Source organism: Bifidobacterium polysaccharolyticum (genome assembly GCF_016101585.1).
Lineage (GTDB): Bacteria > Actinomycetota > Actinomycetes > Actinomycetales > Bifidobacteriaceae > Bombiscardovia > Bombiscardovia polysaccharolytica.
Genome location: NZ_JACFQG010000002.1, coordinates 565223 through 581623, shown reverse-complemented (window position 1 = coordinate 581623; position 16401 = coordinate 565223). Strand labels below are relative to the sequence as shown.

Sequence of the window (16401 nt, the reverse complement as noted above, 5' to 3'; positions counted from 1 at the left end):
TTCGCTTTTTGCCTTGCGAATCAATTCTCACTTGTGGACGGGAACGATTAGAGTCGAAACATGTCTACCTTCGCACCCTCTTCATCCTGGAAACCCTCCACCTGGCTGGCCCGCCTGATGCTGCTGATGGCCGCAGCCGCCTGGGGAGCCGGATACACCTTCGAAAAGGTTGCCATGGAGACTCTGACCGTACGCTGGCTGATGGGCATTCGCATCCTCTGTGCCATTGCCATCATGACACCCTTTTTGCTGCCACGGCTGCGTAGAACCGGGGCCATACACACTTTGGTACCGGGGCTGATTCTGGGGGTCAGCTACTGGGCGGCCTTCAGCCTGCAGATGATGGGGCTGACCACCATCGCTCCGGGCCGCAACTCCTTCCTGACGGCCACCTACTGCATCTTTGTGCCCTTCCTGGTCTGGATCATGGCCCGTCGACGACCGGCCCTGCGCCACTTCGTCGCGGCTGCCATCTGCATCCTGGGTGTGGCTCTGATCTCACTGCCAGCCCATGGCGGGGGACAGGGGCTGTCTTTGAGCGCTGGTGACCTGCTGACCCTGGCCGGCGCGCTGCTCTATGGGGTCAACCTGGTGATCACCGGGTTTTTGACCAAGAAGTTCGATGCCCCCACGCTGACATACCTGGAGCTACTGTTCGGCGGTATCCTCTTCCTGGTCTGCGCGCTGATCTTCGATCCCTTGCCCAGTGCGGCCGACTTCACACCATCGACCTTGGGCTCAATGATTTATCTGACACTGATTTCGACGCTCATGGCACAGAACTTCCAGAACATCGCTTTTTCCAGGGTCCCCGCCGCCCAAGGTTCACTAATCCTATGTTCAGAGAGCTTATTCGGCATGCTGGTCTCGGTCCTAGTCCTGCACGAGGAGCTGACAGCCACCCATCTGCTGGGCTTCGCCATCATCTTCACCGCCATCATCCTGTCCGAGGTCAGGCTTCACCCCCGCCGGTCATCGGCGGATTCCTCTGCACCTGTGTCTTCCTCCCGGTAGGCTGTCCCAGGCAAGAGGTCGTAGGGCATCTGCCGCTTGATCAGATAGAAGACCAGCAGGAGCAGGGCCAGGATGCGCGTTGCAATCTGAACGTTGCCGGTCCATGGGCCGAAGACAGCCAGGATAATCGCGGTTCTGAACAGATAGAAGAGGAAGCGGGACCAGCCATGCCGCTGCTTGGTCTCGACGGTCATGTGGGTGAAGGTGGCGCCCAGCGTCCGTCCCCTACGGGGCAGGGGGATGAGTAGTTCAAAGATCAGCAGCATGACCAGATCCACCACAGTCCCAAACATGTCCAGAGCGGATGGGGCGATCAGCAGCCCGCCAAATCGGTAGTGTCCATCCAGTTGATAGGTGCCCAGGCGATGGACCGCATAGGTCACGCCCATCCCCAGGGACATGGACAGGATGGTGGCCAGGAGCAGATCCAGAGCCAGGGAGACGGCACGGTGTATGAACCCGGGGTTGGTTACCAGCTGGGCGGCGTCAGCCTGACGGGTGGGAATGAGTTTGTTGGCAACCATGGCCACCAGATAGCCGATTATTGCGCCAGAAGTGTTCCAAATCAGGTCGTCCACGTCGAAGAGACGGTAGGCACAGCCGACGATGCCGAAGACCCCGGTCAGCTGGGCCGTTTCGATGAAGAGGGAGACCAGGAGGGCTACCGGCAGGGCCAGGATGAAGCGCCAGCGGAAGACTCGACCCATGATGAAGCCCAGGGGCAGGAAGAAGGCCACATTGAGCAGGATCTGCAGCATGGCCATCCGACCGCCTGTGCTCAGATCGGTCAGGAACTGCAGGGGGTTGAGCTGGGGGCTCAGATGATGGGTGGCGCAGAAGGCGGCACGGTCGTCGGGCATAGGCCAGAGGGTGAAAAAGACCAAGGCCAGTAGGTATAAGACGGTCAGGTAGGCCGCCATGGCTGCTGTCAACCGGAGCCGGTGATACCGGTTGTAGATCAGGGCAAGAATGGGCAGGGTCAGAATCAGCGAGGCCAAGGGCCAAAAGACCAGAGATATGCCAAAGGAGCCGCTGAAGTAGTCCAAGTATGTCGAGAGCACAAATCCAGTCTAAATCGCCCTCGGGCCTATCGACCGATTGACTGCGCCGACGAGGAGCTCAGTCGTCGCCCAAGGTCACGTGGATGCCGCCTACCAAGGAACTGACCAGGTTGTAGAGGAAGGCGAAAATGGTGACCAGAACCACTACTATGACAATCTCGAAAATGGAGAAGATGGTCACCGAACTCAGGACCGTCCCCAGGCTCAGCACCTGGCCCAGATCGAAGCCGCCCGCGTCCAGGCCCGTTTTGGAGATGACCTGAGTCAGGTTGTCAAAGAGCCCCATGGCGTTGAGCAGGAACCAGAGCAGGGCAGCAGCCACCACCTGAATGATGCCCCCGGCGATGGCCAACAGGAAGGTGACCTTGGCCACCGACCAGGGCTCCAACCGGGTCAGGGACAGCTGCATGCGCCGGGCCCGAGGCACATGAGGACGCGCCGCCGAAGCCGAAGCCGCAGGCCGAACAGGACGGGATGAGGATACCTTGACCGGACCGGCAGCCGAAGCTGTGGTTCTTGCGGAACGTCCCGATGCCGTCCTGCCGGCTGCAGGAGCCGGGGGAGTGGCCGATGCAGTTCGACGGGACTCGCCCTGTGCGGATTCATCAGCCTTGGTCTTCCCCTTTTGGGACTTACCAGCACCCTGCTTGCCGGCCTTGACCTGCTTCTGATCATCCTGGCTCATCGGCACTCCTTGATCCTTGCGTTCAATAGCCCGCGCATACCGCCGCTGGGCCTGCATGACTTCTTACGAGGCTACCAGTCTTGTCAGACTGGTAGCGGACCAACTCAGTCCTCCTGGGTCAGGCTCTGACCGTCGCCGGTTCCGGTGGTGGCGATGGGCTGATCCTTGGCTGCCAGGGGAGCGGCGGAAGCCAGATCGGTCTGATCGGCATCCTCTTCCTGGTCGTCACGTTCGGCATTGCGGGCGATGGAGAGAATCTCATCACCCTTGTCGGGCTTGGCCAGGGTGACTCCCTGGGTGTTGCGACCGGTCCGCTTGACCTCGGCCACATCGGAGCGGATGACCTTGCCGGACTTCATGATGGCCATGATTTGGTCGTCCTCATTCACCACCAGGGCGCCGACCAGGGATCCCCGGCCCTCCACCATGGCGATGGCCTTGACACCGTAGCCGTTGCGACCCTGCAGGCGGTACTCACTCAGAGCGGTCCGCTTGGCAAAACCCTCATCAGTGACCACCAGCAGGTCATCCTCGGAATCCTTGGCGATCACGTCCATGCTCAGCAGTTCGTCGCCTGGGCGGAACCGCATGCCCTGGACACCAGCGGTCTGCCGTCCCATGGGCCGCAGGGTGGAGTCGTCCGCCGAGAAGCGCACGCTCATGCCCTTGCGGGAGACCAGGATGATTTCGTCATCGGCATTGCAGAGTGCTGCACCCACCAACTCATCGCTCTGGGGCACCTCCTGTCCCTCCTCGTCGGTGACGGTGCCCAGCTCCATCAGTCGCACGGCGATCAGACCGCCCTGACGGGGCGAATCATACTCGTCCAGGCGGGTCTTCTTGACCCGTCCCGTCCGCGTGGCCAATACCAGATAGTCCGCATCGTCGTAGCCGTGCAGGGAAAGGACCTGTTCAATCCGCTCGCCTTGACCCAACTGAAGCAGGTTGGCTACATGCTGTCCCTTGGAATCGCGGGAGCCTTCAGGCAGCTCATAGGCCTTAAGCCTGTACACCCGGCCCTTGTTGGTGAAGAAGAGCAGCCAGTTGTGGGTGCTGGTCAGGAAGAAGTGGTCCACCACGTCGTCCTCACGCAGCCTGGCCCCGCGGATGCCCTTGCCGCCGCGGTGCTGGGCCCGGTACTCGTCGGCCTTGGTCCGCTTGACGAAGCCGGAGTGGGTGACGGTGACCACGACCTGCTCGTCGGCGATCAGATCCTCCACGTTCATCTCACCCGAGTAGGGGACGATCCGGGTGCGCCGCTCGTCGCCGTACTTGTCGACGATCTCGTCCAGCTCATCACCCACGATGGTGCGCTGACGCTCGGGGTGGGCCAGGATGTCGTTGTAGTCGGCGATCTTGCGCATGAGATCCTCGTGCTCGTCCAGGATCTTCTGCCGTTCCAGGGCAGCCAGACGACGCAGCTGCATGGCCAGGATGGCATCGGCCTGGACCTCGTCCACATCCAGCAGCTCCATCAGACCAGTGCGTGCGGTCTCCACGTCCTTGGAGGCGCGAATCAGGGCAATGACCTGGTCAATCATATCCAGGGCCTTCAGATACCCCTGCAGAATATGGTCGCGATCCTCGGCCTCGCGCTTCAGGTAGCGGGTGCGCCGCTCGACCACGTCCAGCTGGTGATCCACCCAGTGGCGGATGAAGGCGTCCAGACTCAGGGTCCGGGGGACTCCGTCCACCAGGGCCAGCATGTTGGCCCCGAAGGTTTGCTGAAGCTGGGTGTGCTTGTAAAGGTTGTTGAGGACCACCTTGGGCACGGCATCGCGCTTGAGCACCAGGACCAGGCGCTGGCCGGTGCGGCCCGAGGTTTCATCGCGCATGTCGGCAATGCCCTGGATCTTGCCGTCGCGCACGGCCTCACGGATGGAGGAGGCCAGCCGGTCAGGGTTGACCTGGTAGGGCAGCTCGGTAACCACCAGGCACATCCGTCCGCGGATCTCCTCGGTGTTGACCACGGCCCGCATGGTGATCAGGCCTCGTCCGGTCCGGTAGGCCTGTTCGATGCCCTTGTGCCCAAGAATGGTAGCACCGGTGGGGAAGTCAGGCCCCTTGATGATGGCGATCAGGGCGTTGAGTAGTTCCTCCTTGGAAGCTTCGGGATGCTCCAGGGCCCAGTGCACACCCTTGGATACCTCGCGCAGGTTGTGCGGAGGAATGTTGGTGGCCATGCCCACTGCGATGCCGGCTGATCCGTTAACCAGCAGGTTGGGGAAGCGGGAGGGCAGAACCGTGGGCTCCTGGGTCTTGCCGTCGTAATTGGGGATGAAGTCGACCGTATCCTTGTCGATGTCGCGCACCATCTCCATGGCCAGAGGGGCCATGCGGCACTCGGTGTACCTCATGGCGGCTGCCGGGTCGTCGCCGGGGGATCCGAAGTTGCCTTGGCCGTCCACCAGCGGGTAGCGCATAGACCAGGACTGGGCCAAGCGCACAATGGTGTCATAGATGGCCGCATCGCCATGGGGGTGGTACTTGCCCATGACGTCACCCACCACGCGCGAGCACTTGTTGTAGCCACGGTCGGGCCGGTATCCGCCGTCATACATGGCGTAGATGACCCTACGATGGACCGGCTTCATGCCGTCGCGGACATCGGGCAGAGCCCGCTCCACGATCACGGACAGGGCATAGGACAGGTAGGATTCCCGCATCTCCTGCTGGAGGTCAATGGGCTGAATCCGCTCGCCCTTAAGGAGGCCATAATCGGTGTTGTCCATCTCTTGTGGGCTGAGTGGCTCTCGAGACCCGTCGGGCAGGTTGAGGCCGTCCTGGTCCGAGCTGTTGTCGTTGTTGTTATCGTCTGCCAAAATCGATCCTTAGCTCAAATGTTGAAAAGGGGAGGCGTCCGCGTCTCAGGCGTCAATGAAGCGGGCGTCGTGCGCGTTGCGCTGGATGAACAGACGCCGGGGTTCGACCTCGTCACCCATGAGCATGGTGAAGGTCTCGTCGGCCTGCTCGGCGTCATCGATGCGGATCTTCTTGAGGATGCGATGCTCCGGGTCCATGGTGGTCTCCCAGAGCTCCTGGTAGCTCATCTCGCCCAGACCCTTGTAGCGCTGGATCCCTTCGCCCTTGGGCAGCTGCCGACCTGAGGCCTTGCCCTCGGCCAGAACCCTGTCGCGCTCGGCGTCGGTGTAGACGAAGCTGTGGGGACCCTTGGTCCACTTGAGCCGGTAGAGCGGAGGCATGGCCACGTAGACGTAGCCAGCCTCGATCATGGGCCGCATGTAGCGGAAGAAGAGGGTCAGGTTCAGGGTGGCGATGTGGGCGCCGTCCACATCGGCGTCGGCCATGATGATGACCTTGTGGTAGCGCACTTTGTCGATGTTGAAATCCTCGCCGTATCCCCCTCCTACAGCGGTAATCAGGGATTCGATGGTGTCGGACTTCATCATGCGGTCCAGGCTGGCCCGCTCCGTATTGAGGATCTTGCCACGCAGCGGCAAAATGGCCTGGGTCATAGGGTTGCGCCCCTGTATGGCCGAGCCGCCTGCTGAGTCACCCTCCACGATGAACAGCTCACACTCTTCGGGGTCGCTGGACTGGCAGTCCTTGAGCTTGTCGGGCATGCCGGCCGTCTCGAAGATGGACTTACGACGGGTGTTCTCGCGGGCCTTCTTAGCCGCGATCCTGGCGCGGGAGGCCTCCATGGCCTTCTGGATGATGGCCTTGGCCTCGCCTGGGTGGGCGTCGAACCAGTCACTCAGCCTCTCGGTCATGACCCGCTGGACGAAGGTCTTGGCCTCGGAGTTGCCCAGCTTGGTCTTGGTCTGGCCTTCGAACTGCGGGTTAGTCAACTTGACAGAAACCACAGCGGTCAGCCCCTCGCGCACGTCGTCGCCAGAGAGGTTATCGTCCTTGTCTTTGAGGATGTTCTTGTCCCTGGCGTAGCGGTTGATCATGCTGGTCAGAGCCGCGCGGAATCCCTCTTCGTGGGTGCCGCCCTCAGTGGTCGCGATGGTGTTGGCGAAGGTGTGGACCGACTCCGAATAGGCGGTGGTCCACTGCATGGCCACCTCGGCGGAGATGCCCAGCTTCAGATCCTCGGCCTCGAAGTCGATGACCTCGGCCTCCACAGGCGTGGCCTTCCTGACCTTGACCAGATAGTCCACATAGTCCTTGATGCCGTTGGCATACTGGTAGCTGACGGACTGTCCCTTCTGCTCCGGGGTCTGCTCCTCGCCCGCCACCTCGTCGCCGGCCTGGTCGTTGGGACGCAGGTCGGTCAAAGTGATTCTCAGGCCCTTGTTGAGGAAGGCCATCTGTTGGAAACGGCTGCGCAAGGTCTCGAAGTCATAGACCGTGGTCTCGAAGATTTTGGGATCGGCCCAGAAGGTCACCGAGGTGCCGGTGCTCTCATCCGGCCCCATGGCTTGGTCCTTGGACAGGGGAGCGGTCGGCTTCTGGTTACGGAAGTTCTGATGCCAGTGGTAGCCCTGTCGACGCACTTGGACATCAATTCGGGTGGACAGGGCGTTCACCACGGAGATGCCCACGCCGTGCAGACCGCCCGAGACCGCGTAGCCGCCGCCTCCGAACTTGCCGCCGGCATGCAGCTTGGTCATGACCACCTCGACGCCGCTCTTGCCCTCGCCTGGCACCTCGTCTACAGGGATGCCACGGCCGTTGTCGTCCACACGGATGCCGTTGTCGGGCAGGATGGTGACTTCAATATGGTCAGCGTACCCGGCCAGAGCCTCGTCGACCGAGTTGTCGACGATCTCGTAGACCAGATGATGCAGGCCTCTGGGCCCCGTCGAGCCGATGTACATGCCGGGACGGACGCGGACCGCCTCCAGCCCCTCAAGCACCTTCAGATCGCTGGCATCATAGTGCTCGGGTGAAAGCGAATCATCCAGCTGCGCATCGTCCAGCTGATCCAGCTGATCCTGGCCCGTCATGCCATCATCCTGAGGCTTGTCCTCCTCGTTTTCCCGGCCCTCTTGCGGGGTCCGGGACGGGTCAGTATTGAGATCTGCCACGGATAGTCCTTTCTGCACCCCCATCGTCGGCCACTGACGACAAAGCAGCTTCCGTTCGTGGTCGAGCGGGGGATTGACTCATGGTCACCAGGTTCCAAATCGTCCATAAAGGGGCCTTGGAAGCGTTTGACCCTATAACCTATAGAATACCAGCGCTATGGGACTTTAGGCTTACAGAAAGCTGGGAAGACGGTATTCGCAGATTATGGGTTCACCCGTAGGTGTCGCGCACGCCTCGGCCGGGCGGATCGAACCGCGAACGGCGAAAGCTGTAGTTGTGGGGGCCAGTCACCCGAATCTGTCTGACCGGCATGCCCAGCCGCTTGGCAATGGTCGCTTTGAGCTGGGGGACCAGGTAGGTCAGCTGAGTGGCCCATACCGTGGTCTGCGCCTGGATGATCAGCACGCCCTCCTGGTAGGAGACCACTCTCGAATGGGCGGCGATGCCGGGTCCAACTACACCGTCCCACTGGTTGCGCAACCGAGCAACCTTCAGATGACTGGTCCACCCGCTCCCAGCAGCAAGGCTGGTCACCACACCTCCCAGTTTGGCTGGGTCGCGGCCCGGCTTGCCGAATGCATACCAGGCCTTACGGGAGTTGTCCTCCCGCTGCCGACGAGTGGCCGCCCGTCGCGTGCAGCCCTCGAAGACCAGTGCCGGCAATCGACGCTGATCCAGGTGCAGAGTCTCAACCATGGGGGCCTTCATGACAGGTTGTTCCCCTCCGGCATATCAGAGTCCTCATGAGCCGTCCCTCTGGTTCGACGCAGGTCCTGCATGGCACTGGCAATGGCTGGATCCTGGGCAGCCGGATCAGATGGCTGCACATGCCTCAGTCGGGACACATCCACCAGCCTGGCACCCTGCAGGGAGGGAATATCGCTGTCGGCGGCCACGGTGATCAGCACCTGGCTCTGCTGACGGGCAAAGTCCAGAATCTGATCCCTACGGCCCCGATCCAACTGGGCGAAGACATCATCCAGAATGACGATGGGCTCCAGATCGCGACGATCCTTGACCACCTGCAGCAGAGCCAGCCGCAAAGCCAGAGCCAGGGTCCACATCTCACCGTTGGAGGCGAACTCCCGAGCAGGCATGCCGTTGAGGGTGAAGACCAAATCATCGCGCTGAGGACCGATCAGATTAGTGCCACGAGCTACTTCTCCCGGGTAGATCCGCTGAAAGTGACGGCTGACGGCTTCGGCGACCTCTGGACCGGTCTGCCTATCGGGTCCGATTTCCTCCAGGGATGGCTGGTAAGTCAATCGAGCATCCTGATCAGGGCCTGCAAGCCGACCATACAAATCGCTGAAGGGCTGGTCCAGAGCCTCTACCAGAGCCGCTCGTCGTCGGCTCAGATCCAGCCCGGTGCGAATAAACTGCCCAGTCCAGACCTCAAGGCCGGAAAGGGCGGCGTCACTCCCATCACCCGAGGGATCATAGCCCGCCTGGGAGAGCTGCTTGAGCAGGGCGGCGCGCTGCTTGGCCACATGACGAAAATCCTGCCGGACCTGGAAGTAGTCGACATCGAGCTGGCTGCCGGCCTGGTCCAGCACGGCCCGCCTGGCCGCCGGCTCTCCGGAGACCATCAGCTGATCCTCAGGGCTGAAGGTCACGCAGGGTACCCGGCCCACCAGGTCACGCTGATAGAGGGAAGGCCCGCCGTTGATTCTTCCCCGGTTGGCTCCCTTGGCGGCAATGGTCAGCTCATAGTCAGTAGCGGTTCCGTCCTGCTCCAGCCTGGCCCTTATGGTGGCCTTGGACTGCCCACGTTCTACCAGGGGTAGTGAAGATGAAGTCCTATGGCTGCCGCCGGTGGACAGGACCTCGACGGCCTCGACCAGGTTGGTCTTGCCCAGACCGTTGCGCCCCTCCAGAATGGTGACTCCAGGCTCCAGATCGAGGACACAATGCTCCCAGGAACGGAAGTGATCCAGAACCAGACGGGAGATGTGCACGACGATCGTTCCTCGAACCTACCCGGATGTCAGTTGTTGAAACGCATGGGCACCAGCAGGTAACGGTAATCCATGGACTCCTCGGAATCCTGCTCCTGCTGGCCGTTGAATTCCACAGCCTTGACTGCCGAAGTCATCTTGATGCGGACAAAGGGCTCGGCGATGGCACCCAGCCCGTCAATCAGATAGTTCGGATTGAAGGCCACCGTGATGTCTTCCCCGTCCAGATCCGCCTGCAGAACCTCATGTGCCTGTGCCTCGTCAGCTGTGCCGGCGCTCAGAGTCACCTCGTTGCCGGAGAAGACCATACGGATGGGGGCGTTACGTTCGGCTACCAGGGCCACACGCTTGATGGCATCGATCAGGTCCTGCCGGGCGATGACCGCCTGGATGGGGTACTCGTCCGAAAAGAGACGGTCCACGGCCGGAAATTCTCCATCGATCAGCTGGGTGGTGGATATTTTGCCAGCGTTTTCCACGCCCATGATGGTGGGGTTGTCAGCCTCGTAATCCATGGTTACATTCTGGTGCTCGTCCAGGGAACGGGCGATGTCTCGCAACAGGGAGCCGCGGATCAGCATGGAGGTGGAAAAATCGGCGTCACGAGGAGTCCAGGTGAAGCTCGAACGGGACAGTCTGAAACGGTCGGTGGCGGTCATGACCACCTTGTCCCCGGTGATCTCGGTCTTGACGCTGGTCAGGACCGGTCGGCTCTCCTCCCGGGAAACAGCGACGATGGACTGGGAGATGGACTGGATAAAGGTCTCAGCATCCACCTGGCCCATAGGCTCAGGAACGGCAGGGAGGTCGGGATATTCGCTGTCAGGCATCAGTTGCAGAGAAAAAGTGGACTTGCCCGAGGTGATGGTCATCTTGGATCCCTCGGTTGACAGATAGGTTTTCTCCGATGGTAGTGATTTGGTGATGTCCGCCAGCAGTTTGCCTAGTACCAAGGCTGTTCCGGATTCATCGATGCCTGCCTCGATGTGGTTTCTTGCCGAAACCTCGTAATCAAAAGCAGAAAGCTTCAATGTTCCTTCAGAGGCTTCCATCCTGATGCCTGCCAGAATCGGCGAAGCCGGTCGGGAGGGGATGATGCGGGTGGTCCAGGCCACTGCATCTGAGAGTGCGGATGAATTCACTTCTACTTTCATGGGAGCCTTCTTGTCGATGAATGAACTGGACTCATTCTATCGAATAGCTCAGGTGATGTGGTTGGAACAAGCAGATGTGCTTGAGTGTGAAGGTGACTATTGCATAAATATACATAGAGTCATCGTAATAAGCTCGGTGGATGGTGTGGATAAGTTCTCAAACCCTTGCAACGAAGTGGATAGACCTCAATCAGACGATGTGGATAAGCAGTGGAGTCGGTGTGAATAAGAGGCCAAGTTATCCACAGGGGTGTATTTTTGCTGGGTTATCCACAAAAGAGACGCGGTTATTCGCTGAAAATGCACCACTTATCCCCGGAAAAACGGTGTGTTATTCCCAAGGTTTGCCCACATCCGGGGATAAGTAGGTGGATATCTTTTTCTGTCGATCCACAACAGTGTCTGCGTGTCGCATCAATTTTGAGGCTGCTTGAGCCGGACCGTGAGCTCCATGACATAGTTGTAAATCTCTCGCTTTTCCTGCATCTCATTGGAGATACGGGTGTAGGCGTGCATGACTGTGGTGTGATCGCGGCCGCCAAAGACCTCGCCGATGTCGACCAAGGACATGCTGGTCATTTCCCGGGCCAAATACATGGCGATCTGTCGGGCTAGGGCGATGTTCTTGGTGCGCGTACGGCCGACGATATCGTCGAAGGTCAGATGGAAGTACTTGGCTACTTGGGAGATGATGTCAGTGGGCTTGATTTCTACGTCCGTAGAGAAGAAGTCTTGCAGGGTCTGTTCAGCCAGGGCCGTAGTGACCGGCTGATTATTGAGGCTGGCTACGGCCGTGACACGGGTCAGAGCACCCTCAAGCTCTCGGATGTTTTCGGTGAAGCGTTCCGCGATCAGATCCAGAACCTCGTTGGGAATACTGACTCCGTTCATGGAAGCCATCATTCTCAGGATGGCCACCCGTGTCTCCCGATCTGGCGGCTTGACGTCTACAGTCAGTCCCGAATCGAAACGCGAGATTAGTCGCGATTCGAAGCCCTTCAGATTCTTGGGGGCCACGTCCGAGGCGATGACGATGCGCTTGTTGGCGTCATGCAGGGCATTAAAGGTGTGGAAGAACTGGTCCAGGGTGGCTTCCTTGCCCCCTAGAAATTGGATGTCATCGATAAGGAGCACATCCACCTGCCGGTAGCGGCGATTGAATTCTGCGATCTGACCCGATCCCTGGGTGGAGTTCTGCAGGGCGTCGATGAATTCGTTGGTGAATTCCTCCGAGTTGACGTATCGGACCTTGAGCGAGGGATCCTTGACCAGGGCATAGTTGCCGATGGCGTTGAGCAGATGGGTCTTGCCCAGGCCTGAGCTGCCGTAAATACACAGGGGGTTGAAATCCTGACCTGATCCTTCGGCCACGGCCAAGGCCACGGTCCGCGCAAAGCGGTTGGAATCGCCCGGGACGAAGGTATCGAAGGTGGCGTTCTTGTTCAGGTGAGTCTGTGGGTCGCGCTCCACCCGGTTCTGGTTCATGGGGAAGCGGGGCACGGTGAAGGCGGGCCGGGATGTGGCCCTTTCTGTCTCGCTCTGCCGATCGGTATTACCGCCTGCCGTTGGCCTTACCACGGAGGAGGGTTCGGATAGCTCGGCCTGCATATCCAAGGTCATGGGCACATAGGTGCCTTCGTGGAAGTCATTAGCGGAGACAATCGGGGACTTGGATGTTCCAGGATTCTCGGCCCGCCAGTCCGAGTGGACCTCTGAGCTGGGGGATCGGTCGGTGCCGGCCTGACGCTGGTAGTCGTCATAGGGATCCTGAGCAGGACTGGGGACTTGACGGAACTCGCCACTGCCCGGTGCGGTGCCGGCCATGGCGGATGCGCGGTGGTCGTTCTGTTGATCGGCAGCCTTCTGCTTGGCCATCTGCTCCGGGTAGACGATTTTAATAGCCGGGAACATCTCCTGATTGGTGACCAGCTGTAGTGCATTTAAAACGGGCTGGCTGAGCGGTCCCTGCACAGCCTCCTGAGTTGCCTTGGAGGAGACCCGCAAAACGATGGTGGTGCCGAAAACCGCCTCGGGGGTGATGTCCTCCAGCCAGCCCTTGTCCCTGGAGGTCAGTGAACTGCTATAGCGGAGCACCTGCAGGACCGAATCCCAGATTCTCTTGGCCTGGGCAGCGGCATCCAGCGGATCCTGCGCCATCAGTGTGCTCCTCTCTTCTTGACGACTGATTGTCCCGGTCTTTCTGCTTCTCTCAAATTCGACAGTAGCCCATTGTTACACCGACTTTGCGCGGTTATCCACAGGATAGCGTGTTGTATCTGCGATGAATGTGAATAACAGTGATGTAATTTGTGGATAAGTGAGGAGGCCCTTTTCCTGCTATGACAGGGTTTGCGGAGGGCATGAAGCGGTCCCAATCAGCTGGGTGGTGGAAGCTCGTTTGACTCCGTCCCGGCTCATGTGTACCGTGATATAGCTTGACTCATAACGAGCCGTACTCGAGTATGTCTACACACGGGAGCAACGAATTATGAAGAGGACATTCCAACCCAACAATCGCCGTCGCCACATGAAGCACGGATTCCGCGCTCGCATGCGTACCCGCTCCGGTCGTGCCCTGATCAACCGCCGCCGGGCCAAGGGCCGTCGGACCCTCTCTGCCTGAGTCGGATCCCGATCCTTTTTCAGAAGGTGGAACGGCTGAGGAGCCACCGGGAGTTCACGGCGGTGCTCAGGCGACGCCATCGAGTCAGCAGCAGGGATCTGGTCATACATTATTTGATACCTGGGCCTGACCGGACGGCGACCCCGCTGCCAACGGCATCGGCTGTGCACGAAGGGCGGCATGACATCCTGCCAGCAGGCAGACGCCGCATGGGGCTCGCTGTATCCAAAAATGTGGGCAAGGCCGTGACCAGGAACAAGGTCAAGCGCAGGTTCAGGCAACTCGCGGGATTCAAGGAGGACCTGCTGCCACCCTCCTGTGATCTGGTCATGCGCGCCAAACCCAGCGCTGCTACAGCCACCTACAAGCAGCTGGAGGAGCAAGTGGACAGGCTCTTCCGTGACCTCATGCGTAAGTCCGGAAAGACTGCCGGCGGTCTTGATGTACAGGGACAGTCAGGTCCGCAGTTCGCTGGATCCAAGCGTCAACCGGTCCAACAGCTGAAAACCAGTGAAGGATGCCGAGTATGAGCGGCCTGGCCTCCCGGGCTCTGCAGAGCGCAGTCCGCTGGTATCAGCGCCACATCTCACCCTTGTCGCCGCCGAGGTGCCGTTACTACCCGACTTGTTCCCAGTACGCTTTGACCGCCTTGAAGCGGTTCGGGGCCTTGCGCGGAACCATCCTGGCCATTCTGCGGTTATTGCGTTGCACGCCCTTCAACAACGGTGGAATCGATGACGTGCCCCAAAGGTTTTCCATCTTCTATCGGTTCCCGTGGTCCAAGGCTCATGAGGAGGCCCGGCTGACCCCCCTGGCCCCAGACAAGGAGACGGCCTGACAATGTTACACAACAACGACACCTTCACCTTCGATACGGGTATATACGGTTTCTTCTACAAAATCCTGTACCCGATCGAGTGGCTCATGACCTACATCATGACCTATTGCCACAAGTTCCTGACCCTGATTGGGTTCCATAAGGGTCCCGGCGTGGCCTGGGCGCTCTCGGTAGTGATGCTGGTGCTGATCGTCAACCTGTGCGTGTTGCCGCTCTTCATCAAGCAGCTGCGATCCATGCAAAAGATGCAGGCTCTGCAGCCGAAGCTGATGAAGATCCAGAACAAATACCGCAACAAGAAGGATCCGGCCAGCCGAGAGGCCATGAGCCGGGAGACCATGAAGGTCTATCAGGACAACCATGCCAACCCCATGGGGTCCTGTCTGCCAGCACTGGTGCAGGGCCCGGTCTTCATGACCATGTTCTATGTGCTTTCGGCTGTGCCCTTCATCGCCCGTGGCAAGCGGGCACCTCTGGGAGCCTTCAATCGAGAGGTGGCGCGGGAATTCGAAGAGACTACCTTTTTCGGGTTGCGGATTTCGGACAACTTCATGTCCGCCCAGGGTGCGGGCCGTATAGTCATTGTGGTCTTCATCGTGCTCATGTGCCTGGCCATGTTCTACTCGCAGTTCCATAATGTTCGACGGAACATGCCGAGGTCGGCCATGCAGGGAAAGCAGTACAAGATGCAGCAGATGATGGCCTTCATCTTCCCGGTCATGTACATCTTCTCGGGCATCTACTTCCCATTCGCAGTGCTAATTTACTGGCTGACCAACAACCTTTGGAATCTGGGCCGAACCCTCTTCCAGGTCCGCCATATGCCAACTCCTGGCTCGCCGGCCGCAGAGAGCAAGGAAGAGCGTGACCATCGCCGTGAGAATGCCCGCCGCAAGCGCCAGGGGCTGCCCTCTTTGGAGGAGGAGCAGTTGATGGAGGCCAAGAGGTTGGAAGAGGAAGCCCGCAACAACAAGAACATCTCCCACCAGCGTTCCCAGCCCCATCGCAAACGTCGCGGCCGTTGATGCGGCTACTGGCGGTGGAGGCCGGCGTGGTAACCCGGCTTTCGGTCGGGCGAATACTGGAGTAATCTGCAATCATCACGTCCGTGTATCCTCAATACTGGACACTCGATTGGTGACCAGGAATCCAGTGGACCTGAGGTTATGAATCGGATGTAAACGCGTGTAAGGAGAGCATAGATGTCTCAGTCTCTGGACCAGGGAAAGACCATCGAGCAACTCAATGAGGAGGCGGATGTCGCCGCCGACTATCTGGAGGGGTTGCTGGACATCGTCGATTACGAGGGCGATATTGAGATGGGGGTGCGCAACCACCGTCCGACCGTACAGATTGTGGCTGACGACGATACGGATATCAAGCATCTGATCGGCAAGGATGGTGAGGTGGTCGATGCTCTTCAGCAGCTGACACGCTTGGCCGTGCAGCAGAAGATAGGGGAGCGTTCCCATCTGATTGTGGATGTGGATGGCTTCCTGCGGCGCAAGCGCGAACATCTTCGCGAACAAGCCCTGGATGTGATTGATGAGGTTCGTGAGACTGGCGACCCTGTCAATATGAAGCCTATGAACTCTTTTGAGCGCAAGATCGTTCATGACATGGTCCGCGAGGAGGGGCTGAAGTCACGTTCCCACGGTGAGGAGCCCCACCGGTACGTCACTGTCTATCTGAAGGCCAAGAGCGAAGACGAAGACCTCCCTGACGATGTTGAGGACGAGCCAGTCGGGTATGACGACTCGCTGGACGTGGATGAAACCGATCAGGTCGTCGATTCGGATGACTACGAGGCTGATGATGATCCTGCGGATGCTGATAGGGAGTGACTTTTAAGCCTCACAGGGCTATGCGTTGATGAAGTGTTCATGACGTCGGCCTTTTTGGATGTGTCCACTGTTTGGTGCGGTCATACTGTCGAGGTTTGTTGTGCTATCTGCCAGCGCTGTGCCCTTTGGCAGGTGTGTAGTATTGTCTGGCTCATGATTGTGCTTAGTCTGTTGTGCTTAGTCTGCCATGTTGTTTAATCCTGATTACTCTTTTGCGTTTGAAAAT

Annotated in this window: 13 protein-coding genes and 1 pseudogene; 6 read left to right on the top strand and 8 right to left on the bottom strand. The window is 59.5% G+C overall.

Annotation, left to right across the window (positions count from 1 at the left end; translation table 11 throughout):
• The first annotated feature begins 60 nt into the window (after nt 1-60).
• Complete coding sequence (locus H3T90_RS05550) at nt 61-1014, top strand: DMT family transporter (RefSeq protein ID WP_198229849.1); 954 nt, start codon at nt 61-63, stop codon at nt 1012-1014.
• On the opposite strand, the gene H3T90_RS05545 is transcribed toward H3T90_RS05550, so the two are convergent.
• From H3T90_RS05545 to dnaA, 8 genes are all read right to left on the bottom strand, one after another.
• Nucleotides 960-2075 carry a VanZ family protein gene (locus tag H3T90_RS05545; protein WP_198229848.1) on the bottom strand — a complete coding sequence of 372 codons (1116 nt, stop codon included), beginning with the start codon at nt 2073-2075 and terminating at the stop codon, nt 960-962. The genes H3T90_RS05550 and H3T90_RS05545 overlap by 55 nt on opposite strands.
• Nucleotides 2076-2133: 58 nt before the next feature.
• Nucleotides 2134-2760, bottom strand: coding sequence for a DUF3566 domain-containing protein (locus H3T90_RS05540; RefSeq protein ID WP_110424635.1), 627 nt, complete (start codon nt 2758-2760; stop codon nt 2134-2136).
• A gap of 104 nt (nt 2761-2864) precedes the next feature.
• Nucleotides 2865-5492 (bottom strand): DNA gyrase subunit A, encoded by a 2628-nt coding sequence (gyrA, locus tag H3T90_RS05535; protein ID WP_408610693.1) that lies wholly within the window; start codon nt 5490-5492, stop codon nt 2865-2867.
• Nucleotides 5493-5627: 135 nt separating this feature from the next.
• Nucleotides 5628-7676 (bottom strand): DNA topoisomerase (ATP-hydrolyzing) subunit B, encoded by a 2049-nt coding sequence (gene gyrB, locus H3T90_RS05530; protein WP_110424643.1) that lies wholly within the window; start codon nt 7674-7676, stop codon nt 5628-5630.
• Nucleotides 7677-7968: 292 nt separating this feature from the next.
• On the bottom strand, nt 7969-8454 hold the full coding sequence (locus H3T90_RS05525) for a DciA family protein (RefSeq protein ID WP_390895321.1): 486 nt from the start codon (nt 8452-8454) through the stop codon (nt 7969-7971).
• 8 nt (nt 8455-8462) lie between these two features.
• Nucleotides 8463-9716, bottom strand: coding sequence for a DNA replication/repair protein RecF (gene recF, locus H3T90_RS05520; protein WP_198229847.1), 1254 nt, complete (start codon nt 9714-9716; stop codon nt 8463-8465).
• Nucleotides 9717-9745: 29 nt separating this feature from the next.
• A complete protein-coding gene (gene dnaN / locus H3T90_RS05515) occupies nt 9746-10870 on the bottom strand; it encodes a DNA polymerase III subunit beta (RefSeq protein WP_198229846.1) in 1125 nt (374 codons plus the stop codon).
• A gap of 414 nt (nt 10871-11284) precedes the next feature.
• Nucleotides 11285-13027 carry a chromosomal replication initiator protein DnaA gene (gene dnaA, locus H3T90_RS05510; protein ID WP_121912777.1) on the bottom strand — a complete coding sequence of 581 codons (1743 nt, stop codon included), beginning with the start codon at nt 13025-13027 and terminating at the stop codon, nt 11285-11287.
• A gap of 331 nt (nt 13028-13358) precedes the next feature.
• On the opposite strand from dnaA, the gene rpmH reads away from it, so the two are divergent.
• The 5 genes and pseudogenes from rpmH (at nt 13359) to H3T90_RS05485 (ending at nt 16175) form a co-directional block, all read left to right on the top strand.
• Nucleotides 13359-13493, top strand: a complete 135-nt coding sequence (gene rpmH, locus H3T90_RS05505; RefSeq protein WP_015022700.1) for a 50S ribosomal protein L34 — start codon at nt 13359-13361, stop codon at nt 13491-13493.
• Between the two features lie 26 nt (nt 13494-13519).
• Nucleotides 13520-13912: pseudogene (gene rnpA, locus H3T90_RS05500) on the top strand (ribonuclease P protein component); the annotation flags it as partial.
• A 107-nt stretch (nt 13913-14019) separates the two neighbouring features.
• The gene (yidD, locus tag H3T90_RS05495; RefSeq protein ID WP_198229844.1) at nt 14020-14331 is read left to right on the top strand and encodes a membrane protein insertion efficiency factor YidD; all 312 of its coding nucleotides are present in this window, start codon (nt 14020-14022) and stop codon (nt 14329-14331) included.
• A 2-nt stretch (nt 14332-14333) separates the two neighbouring features.
• On the top strand, nt 14334-15356 hold the full coding sequence (yidC, locus tag H3T90_RS05490) for a membrane protein insertase YidC (protein WP_198229843.1): 1023 nt from the start codon (nt 14334-14336) through the stop codon (nt 15354-15356).
• A gap of 177 nt (nt 15357-15533) precedes the next feature.
• On the top strand, nt 15534-16175 hold the full coding sequence (locus tag H3T90_RS05485; RefSeq protein ID WP_198229842.1) for a Jag family protein: 642 nt from the start codon (nt 15534-15536) through the stop codon (nt 16173-16175).
• Nucleotides 16176-16401: the final 226 nt, after the last annotated feature.

Bases quoted from the DNA above. Each gene is read 5' to 3' on its own strand.
- dnaN (WP_198229846.1), bottom strand. From the start codon at position 10,870: ATGAAAGTAGAAGTGAATTCATCCGCACTCTCAGATGCAGTGGCCTGG.
- rpmH (WP_015022700.1), top strand. From the start codon at position 13,359: ATGAAGAGGACATTCCAACCCAACAATCGCCGTCGCCACATGAAGCAC.
- H3T90_RS05540 (WP_110424635.1), bottom strand. From the start codon at position 2,760: ATGAGCCAGGATGATCAGAAGCAGGTCAAGGCCGGCAAGCAGGGTGCT.
- H3T90_RS05550 (WP_198229849.1), top strand. From the start codon at position 61: ATGTCTACCTTCGCACCCTCTTCATCCTGGAAACCCTCCACCTGGCTG.
- gyrA (WP_408610693.1), bottom strand. From the start codon at position 5,492: ATGGACAACACCGATTATGGCCTCCTTAAGGGCGAGCGGATTCAGCCC.
- yidC (WP_198229843.1), top strand. From the start codon at position 14,334: ATGTTACACAACAACGACACCTTCACCTTCGATACGGGTATATACGGT.
- gyrB (WP_110424643.1), bottom strand. From the start codon at position 7,676: ATGACGGGCCAGGATCAGCTGGATCAGCTGGACGATGCGCAGCTGGAT.
- H3T90_RS05525 (WP_390895321.1), bottom strand. From the start codon at position 8,454: ATGGTTGAGACTCTGCACCTGGATCAGCGTCGATTGCCGGCACTGGTC.
- H3T90_RS05485 (WP_198229842.1), top strand. From the start codon at position 15,534: ATGTCTCAGTCTCTGGACCAGGGAAAGACCATCGAGCAACTCAATGAG.
- yidD (WP_198229844.1), top strand. From the start codon at position 14,020: ATGAGCGGCCTGGCCTCCCGGGCTCTGCAGAGCGCAGTCCGCTGGTAT.
- dnaA (WP_121912777.1), bottom strand. From the start codon at position 13,027: ATGGCGCAGGATCCGCTGGATGCCGCTGCCCAGGCCAAGAGAATCTGG.